The sequence below is a fragment of the Clostridium sp. CTA-6 genome (assembly GCF_054768115.1).
Genome location: NZ_BAAAAU010000001.1, coordinates 373,476 through 395,032, shown reverse-complemented (window position 1 = coordinate 395,032; position 21,557 = coordinate 373,476). Strand labels below are relative to the sequence as shown.

Below are 21,557 nucleotides of genomic sequence, written 5' to 3'. Positions count from 1 at the left end.
CTGTATCTTTATATATAGAATTTTAAAATAACTATATCACTATCTTAAAGGCTCTCTATTAAAAATAATATTAACAAAGGAAATTAACATTATTTTGTAGAAATTAATAATTAAGAAGCTTTTATTTATATAAGCCTAATTTAATAAACTTATATATAAAATACATAACTTTATTTTTATAAATGAAAGCTTAACTCTAATATTACTCTCATATGATTAGAACTATAATCTACTAGTACAAAACTATATATTATATTTGGAGGGATATTATGGATGAAAATATTATAATAAATATATTAAAAAAAGAGATGGTGCCAGGATTTGGTGTTACTGAACCAGCTTCTATAGCTTTATCAACCGCTAAAGCCTATGAAGTAATTGGCGGAGAAATAAAAAATATAAAAGTAATAACAGATCCTGGGTTATTTAAAAATGCTTTTTCCTGTACAGTTCCAGGAACAAATGAATTTGGTAATGAAATGGCTGCTTTATTAGGGGCTATTGGTGGAGATGCTTCCTTCGGTTTAGAGTCTTTAAGAAAAATAAAAGAAAAAGATGTAAAAAAAGCTAAAACTATGTTAGATAAAATTAATATAGAATTAAAATCTGAAACAGAAGGACTTTATGTAGAAGCTATCGTAACTACAAATAATGGAGTAGGAAGAACTATAATAAGATATAAACACGATAATATAATTTTAGTAGAAAAAAATGATAAAGTGTTATATCAAAAGGAAGATCCTTTAAATAGAAACAATGAGCTTTCAAGAAAAACTGTAAACTCTAAAAAAATAACTGAAATGAAATTAGATGAAATGGTGCATTTTGTAAATACTGTTAATTATAAAAAAATAGAATTTTTATTAGAATCAATTAAAATGAACAAGAAACTATCTAAAAAAGGATTAGAAGGTTTAGGAATAGGCCTTGGTAAACTAATTTTAGAAAGCTGTGATGAAAATAATTATGAATTATATGCTGAATCACTTACTTGCAGTGCTATAGATGCTAGAGTGTCTGGTGCTGCTTTACCTGCTATGACAATAACAGGCAGTGGCAATCATGGTATAATAACTACCTTGCCTTTGCTGGCTATAAAAGAAAAGAAGAATTTAAATAATGAAATGCTAGCAAGATCCATAGCTTTGAGCTATATTATAAATATATATATAAAGGAATATTCCGGGAAACTATCTGCTTTCTGTGGCTGTGCTGTAGCTGCAGGTACTGGAGCTAGCGCCGGAATTTGTTACTTATTAGGTGGTGGTTTAAAAGAAATAGAAAACACCATAAAAAATATGACCTCTAATATTACAGGAATGATTTGTACCGGTGGAAATTCAGCCTGTTCACTAAAAGCGAACACTGGTGTGAAAGCAGCTTTCTTAAGTGCTAAAATGGCCATTAAAAATATAGTAATACCAAATAAATGTGGCATTGTTTCAGATTCCATAGAAACTACAATGAAAAATATAGGTAGAATAGCTTATCCTGGAATGGTAGAAACAGATAAAGAAATATTAAATATAATGATAGAATGTTCAAAATAAATTAATTATATTATCCTAGGTTTTAAAGGTAAGAGATTAAAATAAAAGTACTTTTAGTGAATAAATAGCTATAAAAATAAGAAATGCTAATTTCCCCTAAAAGTACTTTCTATTTTATACCTTTAAAAGTTATCATAGTAATTTCCAATTATACGCTATTTATTGTACTTTGTTCTTTATAATATGTTCTTTACCCATCATACTCTTGACACATTTAAATAAAAAGTGTAAATTTAAAATTAATTTGTCATAATTTGAAGGAGGTTTTAATTATGCAGCAATTAGGATTAAAATATGGGAAGGATTCTATAAAATTTTCATTATCTGAAGAAGATTTATTAGGGGTAATAGATCGTAATGAGTGGAATTTAGATAAAACAGAAGAAGAAATAATAAAAGAATCTATAGAAAACCCTATATGCAGTGCACCTTTAAAGGAACTTGTTCATGAAGGAGAAAAAATTTGTATTGTTATACCAGATATAACTAGAGCTTGGCAAAGATCAAGTGTATATTTACCTTATATAGTAGAAGAAATTAAAAAAGGTGGAGTAAAGGATGAAGATATAATTTTCTTAAGTTCTACAGGTACTCACAGAGAACAAACAGAGGAAGAACATAAAATACTTATAGGTGAAAAATTATATAATAACTATAAAGTAGTTGACCACATCAGCACTAAAAAAGAAGATTTAGTCTACGTTGGTAAGACCTCTTACAACACTCCTGTAATGATTAATAAACTTGCATTAGAATGTGACCATGTAATACTTACAGGTGCAATAATATATCACTTTTTAGTAGGTTATTCCGGCGGTAAAAAAGCTATATTACCAGGTATAAGTAGTTTTGAAACAGTAATGGCTAATCATTCGCTATCCTTATGTGGGAACCTTGGTGATGGTGAAAATCCTAATGTTCGTGCAGGTAATATATATGAAAATCCAATTCATAATGATATGTTAGAAGCTGCAAGCTTTATAAGACCTACATTTATGTTTAATGTAATAATAGGTCCAGATGGAAATATAGGTGCTGCAGTATCTGGAAATTACATAAAAGCTCATGATAAAGGGAGAGAATATGTAGATAAAATAGATGGAGTAGATATAAAAGAAAAAGCAGATTTAGTTATATCTACAGCTGGAGGATTCCCTAAAGATATAAATTTTTATCAATCTTCTAAAACTATAGTTAATTCAAGAGAATCCTGCAAAGAAAATGGAACAATTATAATACTATCAGAATGTAGTGAAGGACTAGGTGGCGACGAAGGTGTTAAAATGATGCTTACAGACTTTACTAATGCCTTAGATAGAGAAAAAGAACTTAGAGATAACTATAGTATATCTAAACATACAAGTTATATAGCTTGTGATACAGCAGAAAAATTCAACTTAATATTAGTAAGTAATATAGATCCTGAAATTATGAAAAATACAAAAATTAAAGTTGTAAAAACTTTAGAAGAGGCCTTAGAGATAGTAAAAAAAGAAAAAGGGGAACACCTAAAAACCTATGTATTACCACATGGAGCTAATACATTGCCTAAATTAGTATAATACAAGGAAAGTGCAACGCACTTTCCTTAAATTTTGACTTTTTACATAAAACCTATACAATAGTATTGTTAGTATTGTTACAATAAAATATAATATAAAGGTGATTATATGGAAGAAAGATTACAAAAGTATATGGCCTCTTGTGGCGTTGCGTCTAGAAGAAAATGTGAAGATATTATTTTAGAAGGGCGAGTAGAAGTAAATGGCATTAAAATAAAAGAAGTAGGCACAAAAATTATATCTGGAAAAGACATTATAAAAGTAGATGGGAATATTATAAAACCAGAAGAAAATAAAATTTACATTTTACTTAATAAACCAAAAGGGTATCTATGTACTGCTAAAGATGAAAAGGGCAGAAAAACTATTTTAGATTTAGTAAAAGTTAAAGAAAGAATATACCCTATAGGCAGGTTAGATATGGACACATCAGGTATAATAATACTTACCAATGATGGAGAAATATACAATAAGATTATTCATCCTAAATTTGAAAAAATAAAGACTTATAAGGCTAAAGTAAAAGGAACTATGAAAAAAGACCATATAGAGTTATTTAAAAAAGGCATAGATATAGGGGATTACATAACAGCTCCAGCGGCATTAGAAATTTTTAAAACAAATAAGGATACTTCTGAAATAATAATAAAAATTCACGAAGGTAAAAATAGACAAGTAAGAAGAATGTGTAAATCTATAGGTCATCCTGTTATAGATTTAGATAGAATTTCTATAGGTAATATATCAAAAGGTGATTTGAAATTAGGTGAGTGGAGATACTTAACTAAGAAGGAAATAGATTATATAATTAAAATATAAATTAAATCTAAAAGTAAATAAGGTTGTTAAAAACTTACCAATAATACATTCAAATATTTTTAAGATTCATTTTTTAAAATCATAAATAGTTTCAAAGAAATATAGTTTTATGTAAAAACACTTATAATTCATATTATTTAAAAGATTAAGAGTATACTTATAATTATACTCTTAATAGCTGTTTCAATGATTATTTAAAATAACTTCAATATTTATTATAAGTTTATATTCTAAATATCACATCAAAGAAAATAAATATATATATATATATACGAATAATAATTGTTTTAAATAGTTCAATTAACAAACAATTGCATCATCTATTGATAAAGTTTTCAATAGATGATAAACTGAAATAGATAATGCATAATTTTTTTTACCTGTAAGAAAGGATTTGATTTATATATGGAAGAAAACAAACAAGATTTAATGAGAATAATTCAAGTTAAATTTCCAAGATTAAGTAAAGGTCAAAAATTAATAGCAGAGTTTATATTAAAGCATTATGATAAGGCTGCTTTTATGACTGCGGCAAAACTTGGAACAAGCGTAGGGGTTAGTGAATCTACTGTGGTTAGATTTGCAAATGAGCTCGGATTTACTGGATATCCAAAACTTCAAAAAGCTCTACAAGAACTTATAAAAAATAAACTTACAACAGTTCAAAGAATAGAACTTTCAAATGATTATGTAAGTGAAGAGTCTGCTTTAAAAGGTGTATTAAAATCTGATATGGAAAATATAAGAGCTACTTTAGAAAAAATTAATCATAATACTTTTCAAGATGTAGTGGACAATATATTTAAAGCTAAAAGAATTTACATTTTGGGGCTTAGAAGTTCTACTGCTTTAGCAGAGTTTTTAGGATTCTATTTAAATTTAATATTAGATAATGTAAATATAATTGCTTATGGAATTAGTGATATTTTTGAACAAATGATAAATGTATCAGAAAATGACTTAGTTATAGGTATAGGGTTCCCAAGATACGCAGCTAGAACTATAGAAGCTCTAACTTTTGCTCAAAATAGAGGAGCAAAAGTTGTGGCTATAACAGATAGTTTATTATCTCCTTTAGCTGCAAAAGCAGATTATACATTAATAGCTCAAAGTAATATGGCTTCCTTTGTAGATTCTTTGGTTGCCCCACTTAGTGTAATAAATGCATTAATTATAGCAGTAGGATTAAGAGAAAAAGACAAAATATCTTCAACCTTCAGTACCCTTGAAGATATTTGGCAAGAATATGAAGTTTATTCTTACAGGGACAATAAAGATAAAAAATACTAAAATATTCATAAAAAAGCTGTTTTTAGGGCTTGTGTAAAAAAGAGATCTCTTTTAGACCTCTTTTTTCTGTTTTTTATTATTTTTCTAAAAATTTAATTATTTTTTTATTTTAAAGAAGGAAAAGTTAAAAATTTATAGAATACATATAATATAAAAGTAATTAAAAATAAATTTTAAATGTAAAATTGCAAAATTTGTTGCAATATTATATTCACTATTGGGAGGTAATCAATATGGCAAAAGAAAATTTAAATCCATTTGAAAATGCACAAAAACAAGTTAAAACAGCTTGTGACAAATTAGGTATGGAACCAGCAGTATATGAGTTATTAAAAGAACCTCAAAGAGTAATTGAAGTTTCAATTCCAGTTAAAATGGACGACGGCTCAGTAAAGGTTTTCAAAGGTTATAGATCTCAACATAATGATGCAGTAGGTCCAACAAAAGGTGGAGTAAGATTCCATCCAAATGTTTCTTTAGATGAAGTGAAAGCGTTATCAATCTGGATGACATTTAAATGTTCAGTAACAGGAATTCCATATGGTGGTGGAAAAGGTGGAATCATAGTTGATCCAAAAACTTTATCTAAAGGAGAACTTGAAAGATTAAGTAGAGGATACATAGACGGTATTCACAAATTAATAGGTGAAAAAGTAGATGTCCCAGCTCCAGATGTAAACACAAATGGTCAAATAATGGCTTGGATGGTAGACGAGTATAATAAATTAGTAGGAAGAAGTGCTATAGGCGTTATAACTGGTAAACCAGTTGAATTTGGCGGTTCTTTAGGAAGAAATGCAGCTACAGGTTTTGGTGTTGCAGTAACTGCGAGAGAAGCAGCTGCTAAATTAGGAATAGATATGAAAAAAGCTAAATTAGCTATCCAAGGTATAGGTAATGTTGGAAGTCACACAGTATTAAACTGCGAAAAATTAGGTGGAACAGTTGTAGCTTTAGCTGAATGGTGCAAAGAAGAAGGAACTTATGCTATCTATAACGAAAACGGTTTAGATGGAAACGCTATGATAGAATATGTTAAAGAAAACGGAAATCTATTAGGTTATCCAGGAGCTAAAAAAATATCTTTAGATGAGTTCTGGGCATTAAATGTAGATATATTAATCCCAGCAGCATTAGAAAATGCTATAACTCATGAAAACGCTTCATCAATCAATGCAAAACTTGTTTGTGAAGCTGCAAACGGCCCTATAACTCCAGATGCAGATGCTATATTAAAAGAAAAAGGAATAACAGTTACTCCAGACATATTAACTAATGCTGGTGGTGTTACAGTTTCTTACTTCGAATGGGTACAAAACTTATATGGTTACTACTGGACAGAAGCAGAAGTAGAAGCTAAAGAAGAAGAAGCTATGGTAAAAGCTTTTGAATCAATTTGGGCTATAAAAGAAGAATATAGTGTTACAATGAGAGAAGCAGCTTACATGCACTCAATTAAGAAAGTAGCAGGAGCTATGAAATTAAGAGGTTGGTATTAATCTTAATCTTAAATATACAAAAAGAGGTTTGAATTATCAAACCTCTTTTTTCGTTTTTAGTATATTTTTATAAATTTTAATTTAAAAAATACTTAAATATTTATTCTTAAATATACAAATTATAATACTATATGTGAAATAAATGTACTATAAAAATAAAGTAAAACTTAATTTATAATTGTAAAGTTATCTATGAAATAAATACCTTTTTATTATAAAATATATATTTATAGTAATGAATTTATTATATAATAAGTATTAGAAAATAAAACTTAGAGGTGATAAGGTGTCAAAAATTATAGTAATAGGTGGTGGCCCTGCTGGTATGATGGCAGCCATTAAAGCAGCAGAAAAACATGATGTTATATTAATAGAAAGAAATGAAAAGGTGGGTAAAAAATTATATATAACTGGAAAAGGGAGATGTAATGTAACAAATTCTAAAGATATAAGCGAATTTTTTGATTATATTCCAACTAATCCTTATTTTTTATATAGTCCTTTATATACTTTTACAAATGAAGATACTATTAAATTTTTTAATGATAGAAATATTAAATTAAAAGTAGAAAGAGGAGATAGAGTATTTCCTTCTTCAGATAAATCTTCAGATATAATATATGCTTTAGAAAAAGAACTTATAAAAAGAAATGTAAAAATATTACTTAATAAAAGAATAACAAAAATTCACAAAGAAGATTCATGCATAAAATATGTGGAAACAGAAAAAGGAGAAAAAATAAAGGGAGATTATTTTATATTATGTACTGGTGGGGTATCCTATCCTCAAACAGGTTCTGAAGGTGATGGACATAAAATAGCCGAAAAATTAGGCCATAATATAAAAAAATTAAAACCATCTTTAGTTCCCCTAGAGACAAAAGAAGAGTGGATAAAAGACTTACAAGGACTGGCATTAAAAAATGTAGAAATAAAAGTTATAGATTCTGAAAATAAAACATTATATAAAAATTTTGGAGAAATGTTGTTTACTCATTTTGGCATATCAGGGCCTATTATACTTACAGCTAGTAGTGTAATAGATAGAGATAATTTAAAAGTTTTTATAAATTTAAAACCTGCTCTCTCACCTAATGATCTGGATGAGAGAATACAAAAGGATTTTAAGAAATATTGTAATAAAGATTTTAGTAATTCTCTAAATGATTTATTACCTAAAAGACTTATAGATATTATAATAAACTTAAGTAAAATAGATCCGAACAAAAAAGTAAACTCTATTACAAAAGAAGAAAGAAAAAATTTAGTACATTTGCTACAAAATTTACCATTAACTATAAAAGGAAAAAGATCTATAAAAGAAGCTATAGTAACCTCTGGAGGTGTTGATGTGCTAAATATAGACCCATCTACTATGAAATCTAAAATAATAAATAATTTATATTTTGCAGGAGAATTAATAGATGTAGACGCCTTTACTGGTGGATTTAATATACAAATAGCTCTATCTACAGGCTATTTAGCCGGTTTAAAGGTAGGTGAAAATTAATGCAGTCTATAAGAGGGGCAATAACTATAGAAAAAAATGAAGTAAAATATATTAAAGAAGCTTCAATAAAACTTTTTTCAGAAATATTAATAAGAAACAATATAAATATAGAAGATATATTATCTATATTTATATCCTGTACAAAGGACATAGATAAGGACTATCCAGGGAAATATATTAGAGAGAATTTTAACTTAAAAAATGTAGCTATAATGCATTTTAATGAAATGTATGTTGAGGGTTCTATGCCTTTATGCATAAGAATTCTAATTCTAATAGACAAAAAAAATAAAAATATTGAAGAAAATATAGAGTATGTTTATCTTGGCAGAGCAAAGACTCTTAGAAAAGATTTGTTTTCGCCAAATTAAAGGAATTTTTATAGATTTTATAGAATATAAAATTATATAGTGTTAATTATAAAATGCATTAAGGAAAGGCGGAATAATGTTGAATATATCTATAGCCATAGATGGCCCTGCAGGAGCAGGGAAAAGCACCATAGCAAAAATTATTGGAAAGAAATTAAATATAATGTACATAAACACAGGTTCCATGTATAGAGCAGTAACCCTTATGGCATTAGAAAATAATATAGAACCCTCTGATATAGAAAGCCTTAAGACTTTAATTAATTCCATGGACATAAGTTTTAATGGTAATAATATAATTGTTAATGGAAAAGATTTAGAAGAGGCTATAAGAATGCCTATAATAAATAATAATGTATCTAAATATGCAGCAGTGGAAGAAGTAAGAGAACTTTTAGTTTCCATGCAACAAAATATAAGCAAAAAATATAATGTGATAATGGATGGGCGAGACATAGGTACAGTAGTTCTTAAAGATGCTCCTTACAAATTTTTTATTACAGCTAGTGCGGAAGTTAGAGCAAAAAGAAGATTAAAAGAATTAAAAGAAAAGCATATAAATATTGATTTTGAGGATGTATTAAAGGAAATTAAAGAAAGAGATTATATAGACAGCAATAGAAAAATTAATCCTTTAAAGCAAAGTAAAGATGCTATTTTGATAGATACTTCTAATTTTACTATAGAAGAAGTAGTTGATAAAATATGTACCATAATAAAAAGAGATTAAGAAATAATTATTAATCCTATGAAAAAAACAATATTAAAAACATTAAAGTTAGGAGAATAAAAGATGAATGTAATTTTAGCAGATAAAGCAGGATTTTGCTTTGGTGTTAAAAGAGCTTTAGATACAACAATAAATACCAAAGAAAATTTAAAAGGTAAAATTTATACTTTAGGGCCCTTGATACATAATAATGATGTAGTTAATCTTTTAAAAGGCAAAGGTATAGAACCTATAAATATAGGGGATGTAGATAAACTTAACAAAGATGATACTATTATTATAAGATCACATGGAGTACCACTTCAAACTATAAACTATTTAAAAGACAAAGGGTTAAATGTTATAAATACAACCTGCCCTCATGTGGCTAATATACAAATTAAAGCTAAAAAATATTATGAAGAAGGCTACAAAATAGTAATAGTTGGAGATGAAAATCATCCAGAGGTTATTGGGATAAATGGTTGGTGTAATAATTCTGCTATTATCTCAAAGGATGGTTCCAATATAAATAACTTAGATAAAAAAGTTTGTGTATTGTGCCAAACTACAGAAAAACAAGAAAATTGGGAAAAAGTCCTTAATATATTAATAAAAAAATCTAGAGAGATATTAGCTTTTAATACTATATGTAATGCAACACAAGTGCGCCAACAAGCTGCAAAAAAATTATCTGAAAAAGTAGATAGTATGGTAGTTATAGGTGGTAAAAATAGTTCTAATACTACTAAGCTTTATGAAATATGTAAAAATAATTGCAAAAATACAATACATGTTGAAAATGCAAAGGAAATACCTGAGCACATATATAAAAACTCAAATATTATAGGTGTTACTGCCGGAGCATCTACACCAGATTGGATTATAAAGGAGGCCGTTAATAAAATGAATAATAATGATAATATAATAGAAGTATCAAAAAATGAAATGCTTGAATATATGAATGAAAAAGAGCAACAAATAGTAGTTGGAAAAGTAGTAAAAGGAACTATAGTTTCTTTAAATGAAAATGAATTATTTGTTGATTTAAATTATAAATCTGAAGGTATTATACCTAAGGAAGAAGTAACTTTAAATGAAGAATCTATATTAAAAGAGGCATTTAAAGTAGGAGATGAAATAGAAGCTAAAATAGTTAGAATAAAAAATGAAGACGGATATGTAGTACTATCTTTAAAAGAATTAGATCGTGAAAAAGCGTTAAAAAATTTAAAAGAAACCTTTGAAAATAAACAAACTATAAAAGTTATTGTAAAAGATGCCGTTGATGCTGGATTAATATGTATATATAATGGTGTTAGAGTATTTATTCCTGCTTCTCATATAGAACTTTCTCATGTAGATAACTTAGAAAAATATAAAGGATCAGAATTAGAAGTTAATATTATTGAATTTATAAAAGATAGATATAAAACTAAAATCGTAGGTTCAAGAAGAGAGATATTAAAAACTATTAGAGATGAACATATAGAAGAAACCTGGGCCTCTTTAGAAAAAGATACAATAGTAGAAGGAGAAGTAAAAAGATTTACAAATTTTGGGGCTTTTGTAGAAATTAACGGAGTAGATGGGTTATTACATGTTTCTGAAATATCCTGGGGAAGGGTAGAAAGGCCAGAAGATGCATTAAAAGTTGGAGATAAAATAAAAGTATATATTTTAGATATTGATAAGGAAAATAAAAAACTAGCTTTAAGCATAAAAAAATTAATAGAAGATCCTTGGAAAAGTGTAGAGCTAAAATATCCAATAGGAAATATAGTATTAGGAAAAGTAGTTAGATTTGCAAGCTTTGGAGCATTTATAGAATTGGAACCAGGTGTAGATGGCCTAGTGCATATATCAAAAATAAGTAATAAAAGAATAGATAAACCAGAAGAAGAGTTAACTTTAGGAAAAGAAGTTAAAGCTAAAATACTAGAAGTTAATTCACCTGAAAAAAGAATTGCATTAAGCATAAAAGACGTTGAAGAATTTTAATATTATTTAGAAATTTATTTTTAAAATCAATATTATTTTAAATGTATAAAATATATGTATTAGATGAAAATATTAATACATATATTTTATTTTTTTATAATTTTAAATTAGTATATAATTAACTTTTTTAAACAAGTATAAAGTAAAGATAAAAATGATCTAATAAAGAAATTTAAACAAATAAATTTACTTGTTATTGATTTAGCAAAGGTGGTAATAATCAATGAATGGACTTGGGCGTCATATTTTAGCAGAAATATATGGATGCAAAGCTAACTTATTAAATGATAAACATTATATAGAAAATTTAATGGTAGAATCAGCGCTAAAATCTGGTGCTGAAATAAGGGAAGTAATTTTTCATAAATTTAATCCTCAAGGAGTAAGCGGCGTAGTTATTATTTCAGAATCTCATCTTACAATTCACACCTGGCCAGAGTTAGGCTATGCAGCAGTAGATGTATTTACCTGTGGAGATACTGTAAATCCATGGGATGCTTGCAGTTACATGACGGAAAAACTTAATGCTAAAAATATGACTGCTACAGAAATAAAAAGAGGAGTTTTCTATGGACCTGTTAATATAAAAAAGATTAAGTCTTAACATATAGATCATCCTAAAAGATGATCTATTATTTTATATGGAGATATTTTTACTATATAGAATAAACATATAAATAAACTTTATTAGTTCTTGCTTTAAATTTTCTACCCATGGTTTTAAATAGGTTTTATAATTTTTAGTAATATTCCCTATATCTATTAATATAATTTAATAGATATACTAAGGGAGGAATCTAGATGGGGAATAGAAGAGTTATTAATTATGATGAAAGCCACATTACTAAAAAAGAAAGACAAATGATTAATAAAGTATTAAGTAAATACAACTTTAATGTTATAGATTTTTCTAAAGTAAGAAGTGTATATAAAGTTGAAACTGCAACAGGAAATAAATGTTTAAAGAGAACTAGACACGGGAAATATAAAATAAGGAATGGGTTTATATTTGTAGAAGAATTAAAAAATGTAGGATTTAACAATGTAGCCTCCTATTATAAGAGTAAAGATAATAGAAATTATATAAAATATAAAAAATGGGTATTTTATGCTACAGAATGGATAGATGGTGATGAATGCGATCTAAATGATATAGTAGAAGCAGAAAATTGTGCCAAAACTTTAGCTCAGTTTCATAAAGCTACCCAAGAAATTGATATAAATAGACTAGAAGTTAAAAGTCATCTAAAAAAATGGCCTAAAAGATTTAATAAAAGAATATCTGATATGGATAGATTTAAAAATAATATAGAAAATAAAAAAATTAAAAATGAATTTGATATTACTTACAAGGATTATATAGATAGTTTTTATGAAAGGGCTATGGTAGCACTTTCCTTTTTAAATAAATCAGACTATTATAAATTATCTAAGGAAGCTGAAAAAAATAAAAGTCTATGTCATCATAGTTTTTATTATCAAAATATAATTAAAAAGGGCAAAGAATACTATATAATAGATCTAGACAGCATAATAATAGATTTACAAGTAAATGATTTAGGAAAGTATATACGAAGACTTATGACTAAAAAAAGCTATCAATGGGATTTTGAAAAAGCCAAAAGAATAATAGAAGCTTATAGCTCTGAAAATAAACTTACTAAACAAGATCTAGAAGTTATGTTATCTTTAATTATATTTCCTCATAAGTTCTGGAAATTAGGAAAAAAACGATATATAAAGCATAAACATTGGCCAGAAACTAGGTATATGAAAAAACTAAATAAAATTATAAAATACGATGTTATGCAAAGAGAATTTCTAGAAAGTTATTTGAAATATCTAGAGCAGTATGAATAATATAGTATAAATTGACTTAAATTTCATTAAGATTTATACTATATAAGTAACTATAATAATTAACAAAGAGGCTGATTATGTTTAAATGTATTAATTTAAATAAGGATAATATTATAAAATTCAAAGAATTAAATAAAAACAGTAAAAATTTCAATCTTTTAAATGAAGATTTTTTTATTTTATATAATAACTGTAGTTTTATACAAAGATTATTTTTAAAAAAAAGAGTAAAATTGCTATATAAAAAGGAAGAATGCATTGGATATATATGGACAAATACTACTATAAAAAACATATGTCATATAAATGCCTTAAACATTATAAAAACAGATAATCTAAAGGAAGTATCTACTTATCTCATAAAATCTATAGGTGAGAATTTAATTATAGAATATGATTGTGAACATAACGGTTATAACTATAATATATTAGAGGATATAGGATTTAAAAAGGGTAGGGGAGTTCTAGAATTATATTTAGATCTGGAAAAGTTTAATGATTATATAAAAACTCCTGAACATATTAATTTTGAAAATCCTATAATAAACAAACATGAAAAAATAAGATGTTATATACAAAATGAAGTTTTTAAAAGCAATAATAGAGTTCCTCTAACCAAAGAAGATATATATTTTGATGAATCTCAAGATTATTATCTTAAAGATGTATCCTTTTTTATAAAGGAGGATGATGAATATATAGGATATGGCCAAGTTATCTTAGAAAATAATATACCTTTTATTGTGAATTTCGGAATATTACCAAATTTTAGAGAAGAGGGCTATGGGAAAGTACTTTTAAATCATATTTTAAATAAATTAAAAATTAAAGGTTTTAAAAAGGTAATGATAAGGGTAAGTTCTGAAAATAAAGTAGCATTAAATCTTTATGAATCTCTAGGTTTTTTGTTATATAAAGAAAAGCATGTATTTATAATAAATACTTCAAATAAAAAATAACCCCAAAGGGGTTATTTTTTATTTGCTATTATATTTTTCTATAGCTAATTTTAATATTTCCATAGCTTCTTTCAAATCTTCGCCCTTTAAGCAATAGGAAAGTCTTATTTCATCTTCTCCTAAACCTTCACTTGCATAGAATCCAGCTGCTGGAGCTACCATAACAGTTTTATTATTGTGACTGAATTCAGTTAACATCCATTTAGTAAATTCTTCTGCGTTATCTACAGGAAGTTTAGCTACTATGTAAAAAGCTCCTGTTGGTTTTTCGCATACAACTCCAGGAATATTTTTTAATCCTTCAAACATTATATTACGTCTGTTTTCATATTCAGCCTTTACTTCTGTAAAATAACTTTCTGGAGTATTTATTAAGTTAGCTGCTCCTATTTGTTCTACTGTAGGAACGCATAATCTTGATTGACATAATTTTAGTATTTGATGTATAAGTTCTTTGTTTTTAGAAGCTATAAGTCCTATTCTAGCTCCACAAGCACTATAACGTTTAGATATACTATCTATTACTATAACTCTGTCTTGTACATCTTCTAAGTACATAGCTGATGTATATTTTAATCCATCATATACAAATTCTCTATAAACTTCATCCGCAATTAAGAATAAATCGTTTTCTTTAGCAATATCTGCAAGCATTCTTAATTCTTCATAAGTATAAACAACACCAGTTGGATTTCCTGGATTTGAAACTAATATAGCTCTTGTTTTATCAGATATTTTGCTTACTATTTCTTCTTTTTTTGGAAGATGGAATCCTTCCTCTGCTTTTGTTAAGAAAGGAACTACATTAACGCCAGCTGATTCAGCAAAACCGTTATAGTTTGTATAGAATGGTTCTGGAATTATAATTTCATCTCCAACATCACATAAAGCCATTAATGCAAATTGGATAGCTTCACTTCCACCATTTGTTACTAGTAATTCATCTTTTTCAAAATTTATATTCCATTCTTTATAATATTTTATAAAGCTTTCTAATAAAGGATCCATACCTTTAGAGTCAGAATATTTTAATACAGGTTCTTCATAAGATTTTACACCTTCAGTGAAACATTCTGGAGTTTTAATATCTGGTTGTCCTATGTTCAAATGAAAAACATGGATACCTTTATTTTTAGCTTCAGTTGCATAAGGTGCAAGCTTTCTTATTGGTGAAAATTGCATGTCAGATATTCTTTTTGAAAATTTCATTGTTTTTACCCCCCATTAATAAATGTTTAAAATTTAATAAATATATTTAAAATTTAATAAAATATATTTTCTCTTGGAACATAACTTGATTTTAAGTTAATTAAAGTATTTTCTGTTACTATCTTATTGTAGTAACTTCTATCTATAATGCATTCATATTTTAATCTATCATTATATGAATAATCCTGTTCTTCTAAAACCTTTACATCATACACATAAATCATCTCCTTCTAGTTTTATTTTAACCTAAAAGGAGATAATTTATTTTATTTAAATAGATTCTACTAAAATAACTTAATGTTATTTATAATATTTATCTAAAACTTTACCTAATCTTTTTACACCTTCAACTATTTTTTCATCACTCATGCAAGAATAGTTTAATCTAAAGTAGTTTTCATGCCCTCCATTAGGGAAGAAAGAACCACCAGGTACATAAGCAACATTTTCAGCTAAAGCATCTTTCATTAATTCTTTAGCATCTAAATCTTCTCTTAATTCAACCCATGTAAATAATCCTCCAACAGGATGAGTATATTTTACGCCTGCTGGGAAGTATTTTTTCATACTATCTAGCATTAAATCTCTACGTTTCTCATAAACTTTTTTAATTTTTTCAATATGTTCATTTAAATCATATTTTTGCATGAATAAAGCTGTTGCTCTTTGATCTAATGTACCAGCCTGTAAATCAACACCTTGTTTTACAATTATATATTTATCTAATATTTCAGGTTCAGCACAAACCCATGCAAGTCTTAATCCAGGACAGAAATTTTTAGAGAAAGTCCCAAGATAAATAACCCATCCTTCTTTATCAAAACTCTTTATAGATGGATGTCTTTCTCCTTCATAGATAAGATCTCCATATGGATTATCTTCTATTACAGGTATTTCATATTCTGCAGCTAATTCTGCTATTCTCTTTCTTCTATCATCTGGCATAGTTCTCCCAGTAGGATTTTGGAAATCAGGGATTGTATATATCATTTTAACTTTGCCTTTATTTTCTGCTAAAGCTTTTTCCAATTCCTCTATAATCATTCCATTATCGTCCATAGGTATTTCAACAAATTTAGGTCTATAGGATTTAAACGCATTTATAGCACCTAAATAACTAGGACTTTCGCAAACAACTATATCTCCTTCATTTAAGAAAATTTTAGCTGAAAATTCTATACCTTGTTGGGAACCATTAGTTATAGCAATGTTTTCATAAGAAACGTTTACACCAGCTGGTTTCATTCTTTCATTAGCTATGATTTCTCTTAATGGTTTGTAACCTTCAGTAGAGCTATATTGTAATGCTGCTCTTCCTTGAGTATCTAATACTTCTTGCATTATACCTTTCATTTCTTCTACAGGGAATAATTCTGGTGCTGGTAATCCTCCTGCAAAGGAAATTATCTCTGGCATTTCAGTTAATTTTAATAGTTCTCTTATCTCTGATGCTTTTAATCCTGATGCTCTTTCTGAAAAACGTATATTCATTAGCAAATCCCTCCAAAAATATAATAGGTTAATCAATACCTTTATAGATATATCTATTCTACAAACACTTATTATATCCTTCTTTTCAATATATAAAAAATCAAAAAAATTTTTAAAAAAACCCATTGATGTTAAAATTTTATCATATTTCCTCATAATATTTTGTCTTAATTTGTCATTAAATAACACTTAATGATTCTTTTATCATTTATAATGTAGGGAATTTTAATCTAAATATATTTTATAATAAATATTTTTTTGATTTTTTATAATATATTATAAAGTTAAATAACTTATTAATTCCAAAAAAAAATTTAGATGTTATAAATTTATCATATAATTTGAATTATTATTACAATAAATTTAATTTATATAACTTTCTTTATATTATATAGTATCACATTAGAAATTATTAATAAAATATAGTATAATATATAAGTCGAATTTTTTAAATTTATGAGGTGAATAAATAGTGAATGAAATATTAAATACAAAAGATATAAATATTATAGGAAAATTTTTCATAGAAACCTGGGGTTGCCAGATGAATGAAGAGGATTCAGAGAAACTTTCAGGCATGTTAAAAAGAGAAAGTTATATAAGAACTGAAGAAAGAGAAGAAGCAGATGTAATTATATTTAACACCTGTTGTGTTAGAGAAAATGCAGAGCTTAAAGTATATGGCAATTTAGGGATACTTAAAGGCTTAAAAGCTAAAAATCCTAATTTAATTATAGCTGTAACTGGTTGCATGATGCAACAAGCAGGTATGGCAGAAACTATTAAAAAGAAATTTCCTTTTGTAGATATTATAATAGGAACGCATAATCTTCATAACTTTTCAAATTATTTAAATGAAGTTAAGAAAAAACATACATCTGTATTGAAAATACAAGAAAAAGAAGATAGTATAATAGAAAACATGCCAATAGATAGAAAAAATAGTATGAAGGCTTTTGTTACCATAATGTACGGTTGTAATAATTTCTGTACTTATTGCATAGTTCCCTATGTAAGAGGAAGGGAAAGAAGTAGAACTCCTGAAAACATAGAAGATGAAATAAAGAATTTAGTTTCTAAAGGTTATAAGGAAATAACTTTACTAGGTCAGAATGTAAATTCCTATGGTAAGGATCTAGAACCTAATGTTACTTTTGCAGAACTTTTAAAAAGAGTAAATACTATAGAAGGATTAGAAAGAGTAAGATTTATGACTTCTCATCCAAAGGACTTAACTGATGATGTTATAGAAGCTATTGCTAAATGTGATAAACTATGTGAACAAATACATCTTCCTGTACAGTCTGGCTCTAGTGATATGCTGAAAAAAATGAATAGACATTATGATAGAGAAAAATATTTAGATGTGGTATCTAAAATAAAAAAACTTATACCTAATGTAGCTCTTTCTACTGATATAATAGTAGGATTCCCTGGAGAAACTGAAAAAGACTTTGAAGAAACATTAAGCTTAGTAAAGACAGTAGAATATGATTCTGCTTTTACTTTCTTATATTCCATAAGAAAAGGAACTCCAGCTGCTAAGTTTGACGATCAAGTACCTGAAGATGTTAAACACAAAAGATTTAATAGATTAGTAGAAGTAGTTAATGAAATAAGTGCTAAAAAGAACAAAGCCTATGAAGGAAAAATAGAAGAAGTTTTAGTAGAGGGTACTAGTAAAAATGATGAAAATAAACTAATGGGTAGAACAAGAGCAGGAAAACTTGTTAACTTTATTGGTAATAAAGAATCCATAGGAAAACTTGTTAATGTTAAAATAACAAAAGCAAACTCTTTTTCATTAACAGGAGAAGAAATTTAAATATAAATTAAAAAGCTCTTAATAAGAGCTTTTTTTAAAAGATTAAATTAAAAGAAATATTTTAAGGAGGAAAAAATATGGGATTAACTCCAATGATGAAACAATATTTAGAGGTAAAAGAAAGCTGCAAAGATTGTATATTGTTCTTTAGATTAGGAGATTTTTATGAAATGTTTTTTGAGGATGCTAAAGTTGCCTCAAAAGAACTAGAGCTAGTATTAACAGGAAGAGATTGTGGTCTAGAAGAAAGAGCTCCTATGTGTGGTATTCCATATCATGCTGCTAATACATATATAGGTAGATTAGTCAGTGCAGGCTATAAAATAGCTATTTGTGAACAATTGGAGGATCCTTCCGCCTCTAAAGGTATAGTAAAAAGAGGAATTATAAAAATAATTACACCAGGAACTTATACTGATTCTTCATTTTTAGAAGAGAATAAAAACAATTATATAATGAGCTTTTATTTAGATGATAATATGTGTTCTATGAGCTTTGCGGATATATCCACAGGTGAATTTAACTCAACTCATAGCAATTTTAAAGAAGCTGTAGTATTGGATGAAATATCAAAATTTGCTCCTCGTGAAATAGTTTTAGATGAAAATACAGAGGAAGACTTTATACATACTATAAAAGAAAGATTTCCTAATATCTCTATAAGCAAAATAAAAGAAGAAAATTTTAGTTATAATATAGATAATAATTTAAAGGATCAATTTAGTAATTTTAATGAAGATGAATATGAAACCATAGTAAAAAAATCCGCTAATGGTCTTTTATATTACATATTTCATACCCAAAAGAATATATTATCTAACATTAATAAAATAGACTATTACAGCATAGTAGACTATTTAACTATAGATGTAAATTCAAGAAGAAATTTGGAGATAACAGAAAATTTAAGAGAAAAAACTAAAAAAGGATCTCTTTTATGGGTATTAGATAAAACTAATACAGCTATGGGTGGAAGGCAATTAAGAAGATGGATAGAACAACCACTTATAAATAAAAACCCTATAGAAGATAGATTAAATGCTGTAGAAGAATTATTAAATAATATATCTCTTCAGGAAGATTTAAAAGAAGATCTAAGATCTATATATGATATAGAAAGAATAGTAGGGAAAGTAGCTTCTAAAAGTGTTAATGCAAAGGAACTTATATCTTTAAAATGCTCTATAGGTAAGATTCCTTATATAAAAGAATACTTAGCAAATTTTAAAAGCGATTTATTTTTAAATATGGAACAAAATATAGATACTTTAGAAGATATTCATGAATTGCTAGACAAATCTTTATTAGATAGCCCATCTTTATCTGTAAAAGAAGGCAATATAATAAAAGAAGGATTTAATGAAGAAGTGGATTCCCTAAGGGAAGCAAAAAGCAACGGTAAAAAATGGATAGCTTCTTTAGAACAAAAAGAAAAAGAAGAAACAGGTATAAAATCATTAAAGGTTAGTTATAATAAAGTATTTGGTTATTTTATAGAAATTACAAAAGCAAATTTAAGTTCAGTGCCAGAGGGAAGATATATAAGAAAACAAACTCTAGCCAATGCTGAAAGATATATTACTCCTGAGCTTAAAGAAATGGAAGAAAAAATATTAGGGGCAGAAGAAAAACTTATAGATATAGAATATAAACTTTTTACTAAAATAAGAGATTTTATAGAAGAAAATATAGATAGAATGCAAAAAACTGCAAGAATAATATCTGATATAGATTGCTTATGCTCATTAGCTACTGTAGCCTTAGAAAATAATTATATAAAGCCTAACATAAATGCTAAAGATGAAATTCTTATAGAAGAGGGAAGACATCCTGTAGTAGAAAAAGTTATACCTAAAGGTGAATTTATATCTAATGATAGCTTAATAGATACAAAAGAGAATCAACTTATATTAATAACTGGTCCTAATATGGCAGGGAAATCTACTTATATGAGACAGGTAGCCTTAATTACAATTATGGCCCAAATAGGTAGCTTTGTTCCTGCTAAGAAGGCTAATATTTCTATATGTGATAAGATATTTACAAGAATAGGCGCCTCAGATGATTTAGCTGCAGGTAAAAGTACTTTCATGGTAGAGATGTGGGAAGTTTCTAATATACTAAAAAATGCTACCTCAAAAAGTTTGGTGCTTTTAGATGAAGTAGGTAGAGGAACCAGCACCTACGATGGCTTAAGCATAGCCTGGTCTGTTATAGAATATATATGTAATAATAAAAATTTAAGATGCAAAACTTTATTTGCAACTCACTATCATGAACTTACAAAACTTGAAGACAATATTGAGGGTGTTAAAAATTATTCTGTATCCGTATCAGAATTAGAAAATGAAATAGTGTTTTTAAGAAAAATAATAAGAGGAGGAGCAGATCAATCCTACGGTATAGAAGTTGCTAAACTAGCTGGCTTACCTTCTCCTGTAATAAATAGAGCTAAGGAGATATTACAACATATTGAAGGTGATACGGAAGAAAACTCCCTTAATATTACTACTTCTAGAGAATATAAAAACAAAGATTATATAGAAGCATCAAGGGAAACTTTAAGTACTAAAAATAATCTTGGAAGTGGAATACAACATGATACTTTATCTGAAACTAATACTACTATAATAGAGGATGAGAATACTAAAGATAATCCTTCTTGTAATAAAAAACAAATGAACTATAAAAAAAATGATGAAAAGTCTATAAAAAAAGAAGTAGCAATGGATTCTTTTCAAATAAATTTTGAATATATAAAAAAAGATAAAGTAATTGAAGAAATTAAAAATATAGATATACTTAATATGACTCCAATGGAAGGTTTTAATAAATTATATGATATAATAAATAAAACAAAAGGTATAGATTAAAGGATAGTTGTATTATTAGATTTTAAAAA

The 21,557-nt window shown here is 26.9% G+C and carries 17 protein-coding genes; 14 read left to right on the top strand and 3 right to left on the bottom strand.

Going from position 1 to position 21,557, the window contains the following annotated elements:
• The first annotated feature begins 269 nt into the window (after positions 1-269).
• The 12 genes from ACYUDJ_RS01640 to ACYUDJ_RS01585 all read left to right on the top strand — a co-directional run bounded on the left by ACYUDJ_RS01640 (position 270) and on the right by ACYUDJ_RS01585 (position 14,130).
• Entirely contained in the window at positions 270-1,550 is a 1,281-nt protein-coding gene (locus ACYUDJ_RS01640; RefSeq protein ID WP_003486003.1) for an L-cysteine desulfidase family protein, read from the top strand.
• A 272-nt stretch (positions 1,551-1,822) separates the two neighbouring features.
• Positions 1,823-3,112, top strand: coding sequence for a lactate racemase domain-containing protein (locus ACYUDJ_RS01635; protein ID WP_043031912.1), 1,290 nt, complete (start codon positions 1,823-1,825; stop codon positions 3,110-3,112).
• A 108-nt stretch (positions 3,113-3,220) separates the two neighbouring features.
• Positions 3,221-3,931, top strand: a complete 711-nt coding sequence (locus tag ACYUDJ_RS01630) for a pseudouridine synthase (RefSeq protein WP_003486007.1) — start codon at positions 3,221-3,223, stop codon at positions 3,929-3,931.
• 405 nt (positions 3,932-4,336) lie between these two features.
• Positions 4,337-5,221, top strand: a complete 885-nt coding sequence (locus ACYUDJ_RS01625; RefSeq protein ID WP_003486009.1) for a MurR/RpiR family transcriptional regulator — start codon at positions 4,337-4,339, stop codon at positions 5,219-5,221.
• A gap of 233 nt (positions 5,222-5,454) precedes the next feature.
• Entirely contained in the window at positions 5,455-6,720 is a 1,266-nt protein-coding gene (gene gluD, locus ACYUDJ_RS01620) for an NAD-specific glutamate dehydrogenase (protein WP_003486010.1), read from the top strand.
• Positions 6,721-7,006: 286 nt separating this feature from the next.
• Positions 7,007-8,230: a BaiN/RdsA family NAD(P)/FAD-dependent oxidoreductase gene (locus ACYUDJ_RS01615; protein WP_003486012.1), complete on the top strand. Its 1,224-nt coding sequence runs from the start codon at positions 7,007-7,009 to the stop codon at positions 8,228-8,230.
• Positions 8,230-8,601, top strand: a complete 372-nt coding sequence (gene aroH / locus ACYUDJ_RS01610) for a chorismate mutase (RefSeq protein ID WP_003486014.1) — start codon at positions 8,230-8,232, stop codon at positions 8,599-8,601. The genes ACYUDJ_RS01615 and aroH overlap by 1 nt, the downstream gene beginning before the upstream one ends.
• Positions 8,602-8,677: 76 nt before the next feature.
• A complete protein-coding gene (gene cmk / locus ACYUDJ_RS01605; protein ID WP_003486015.1) occupies positions 8,678-9,331 on the top strand; it encodes a (d)CMP kinase in 654 nt (217 codons plus the stop codon).
• Positions 9,332-9,394: 63 nt separating this feature from the next.
• Positions 9,395-11,311 carry a bifunctional 4-hydroxy-3-methylbut-2-enyl diphosphate reductase/30S ribosomal protein S1 gene (locus ACYUDJ_RS01600; RefSeq protein ID WP_043031911.1) on the top strand — a complete coding sequence of 639 codons (1,917 nt, stop codon included), beginning with the start codon at positions 9,395-9,397 and terminating at the stop codon, positions 11,309-11,311.
• 223 nt (positions 11,312-11,534) lie between these two features.
• Positions 11,535-11,915 carry an adenosylmethionine decarboxylase gene (gene speD, locus ACYUDJ_RS01595; RefSeq protein ID WP_003486019.1) on the top strand — a complete coding sequence of 127 codons (381 nt, stop codon included), beginning with the start codon at positions 11,535-11,537 and terminating at the stop codon, positions 11,913-11,915.
• A gap of 197 nt (positions 11,916-12,112) precedes the next feature.
• Positions 12,113-13,171, top strand: coding sequence for a CotS family spore coat protein (locus ACYUDJ_RS01590; RefSeq protein WP_003486021.1), 1,059 nt, complete (start codon positions 12,113-12,115; stop codon positions 13,169-13,171).
• A gap of 77 nt (positions 13,172-13,248) precedes the next feature.
• Entirely contained in the window at positions 13,249-14,130 is an 882-nt protein-coding gene (locus ACYUDJ_RS01585; RefSeq protein ID WP_003486022.1) for a GNAT family N-acetyltransferase, read from the top strand.
• An 18-nt stretch (positions 14,131-14,148) separates the two neighbouring features.
• Here ACYUDJ_RS01585 and ACYUDJ_RS01580 read toward each other — a convergent pair whose 3' ends face one another.
• The 3 genes from ACYUDJ_RS01580 to ACYUDJ_RS01570 all read right to left on the bottom strand — a co-directional run bounded on the left by ACYUDJ_RS01580 (position 14,149) and on the right by ACYUDJ_RS01570 (position 16,830).
• Positions 14,149-15,339 carry a pyridoxal phosphate-dependent aminotransferase gene (locus tag ACYUDJ_RS01580; protein ID WP_043031910.1) on the bottom strand — a complete coding sequence of 397 codons (1,191 nt, stop codon included), beginning with the start codon at positions 15,337-15,339 and terminating at the stop codon, positions 14,149-14,151.
• A gap of 53 nt (positions 15,340-15,392) precedes the next feature.
• Positions 15,393-15,554, bottom strand: a complete 162-nt coding sequence (locus ACYUDJ_RS01575; protein ID WP_003486026.1) for a hypothetical protein — start codon at positions 15,552-15,554, stop codon at positions 15,393-15,395.
• A gap of 85 nt (positions 15,555-15,639) precedes the next feature.
• The gene (locus ACYUDJ_RS01570; RefSeq protein WP_042385544.1) at positions 15,640-16,830 is read right to left on the bottom strand and encodes an aminotransferase-like domain-containing protein; all 1,191 of its coding nucleotides are present in this window, start codon (positions 16,828-16,830) and stop codon (positions 15,640-15,642) included.
• 472 nt (positions 16,831-17,302) lie between these two features.
• On the opposite strand from ACYUDJ_RS01570, the gene miaB reads away from it, so the two are divergent.
• Positions 17,303-18,655, top strand: coding sequence for a tRNA (N6-isopentenyl adenosine(37)-C2)-methylthiotransferase MiaB (gene miaB, locus ACYUDJ_RS01565; RefSeq protein WP_003486029.1), 1,353 nt, complete (start codon positions 17,303-17,305; stop codon positions 18,653-18,655).
• A gap of 77 nt (positions 18,656-18,732) precedes the next feature.
• The gene (mutS, locus tag ACYUDJ_RS01560) at positions 18,733-21,528 is read left to right on the top strand and encodes a DNA mismatch repair protein MutS (RefSeq protein ID WP_003486031.1); all 2,796 of its coding nucleotides are present in this window, start codon (positions 18,733-18,735) and stop codon (positions 21,526-21,528) included.
• The last annotated feature ends 29 nt before the right edge of the window (positions 21,529-21,557 follow it).

Bases quoted from the DNA above. Each gene is read 5' to 3' on its own strand.
- ACYUDJ_RS01635 (WP_043031912.1), top strand. From the start codon at position 1,823: ATGCAGCAATTAGGATTAAAATATGGGAAGGATTCTATAAAATTTTCA.
- cmk (WP_003486015.1), top strand. From the start codon at position 8,678: ATGTTGAATATATCTATAGCCATAGATGGCCCTGCAGGAGCAGGGAAA.
- mutS (WP_003486031.1), top strand. From the start codon at position 18,733: ATGGGATTAACTCCAATGATGAAACAATATTTAGAGGTAAAAGAAAGC.
- ACYUDJ_RS01640 (WP_003486003.1), top strand. From the start codon at position 270: ATGGATGAAAATATTATAATAAATATATTAAAAAAAGAGATGGTGCCA.
- ACYUDJ_RS01600 (WP_043031911.1), top strand. From the start codon at position 9,395: ATGAATGTAATTTTAGCAGATAAAGCAGGATTTTGCTTTGGTGTTAAA.
- aroH (WP_003486014.1), top strand. From the start codon at position 8,230: ATGCAGTCTATAAGAGGGGCAATAACTATAGAAAAAAATGAAGTAAAA.
- ACYUDJ_RS01625 (WP_003486009.1), top strand. From the start codon at position 4,337: ATGGAAGAAAACAAACAAGATTTAATGAGAATAATTCAAGTTAAATTT.
- ACYUDJ_RS01580 (WP_043031910.1), bottom strand. From the start codon at position 15,339: ATGAAATTTTCAAAAAGAATATCTGACATGCAATTTTCACCAATAAGA.
- speD (WP_003486019.1), top strand. From the start codon at position 11,535: ATGAATGGACTTGGGCGTCATATTTTAGCAGAAATATATGGATGCAAA.
- ACYUDJ_RS01570 (WP_042385544.1), bottom strand. From the start codon at position 16,830: ATGAATATACGTTTTTCAGAAAGAGCATCAGGATTAAAAGCATCAGAG.
- ACYUDJ_RS01590 (WP_003486021.1), top strand. From the start codon at position 12,113: ATGGGGAATAGAAGAGTTATTAATTATGATGAAAGCCACATTACTAAA.
- gluD (WP_003486010.1), top strand. From the start codon at position 5,455: ATGGCAAAAGAAAATTTAAATCCATTTGAAAATGCACAAAAACAAGTT.
- ACYUDJ_RS01585 (WP_003486022.1), top strand. From the start codon at position 13,249: ATGTTTAAATGTATTAATTTAAATAAGGATAATATTATAAAATTCAAA.
- ACYUDJ_RS01630 (WP_003486007.1), top strand. From the start codon at position 3,221: ATGGAAGAAAGATTACAAAAGTATATGGCCTCTTGTGGCGTTGCGTCT.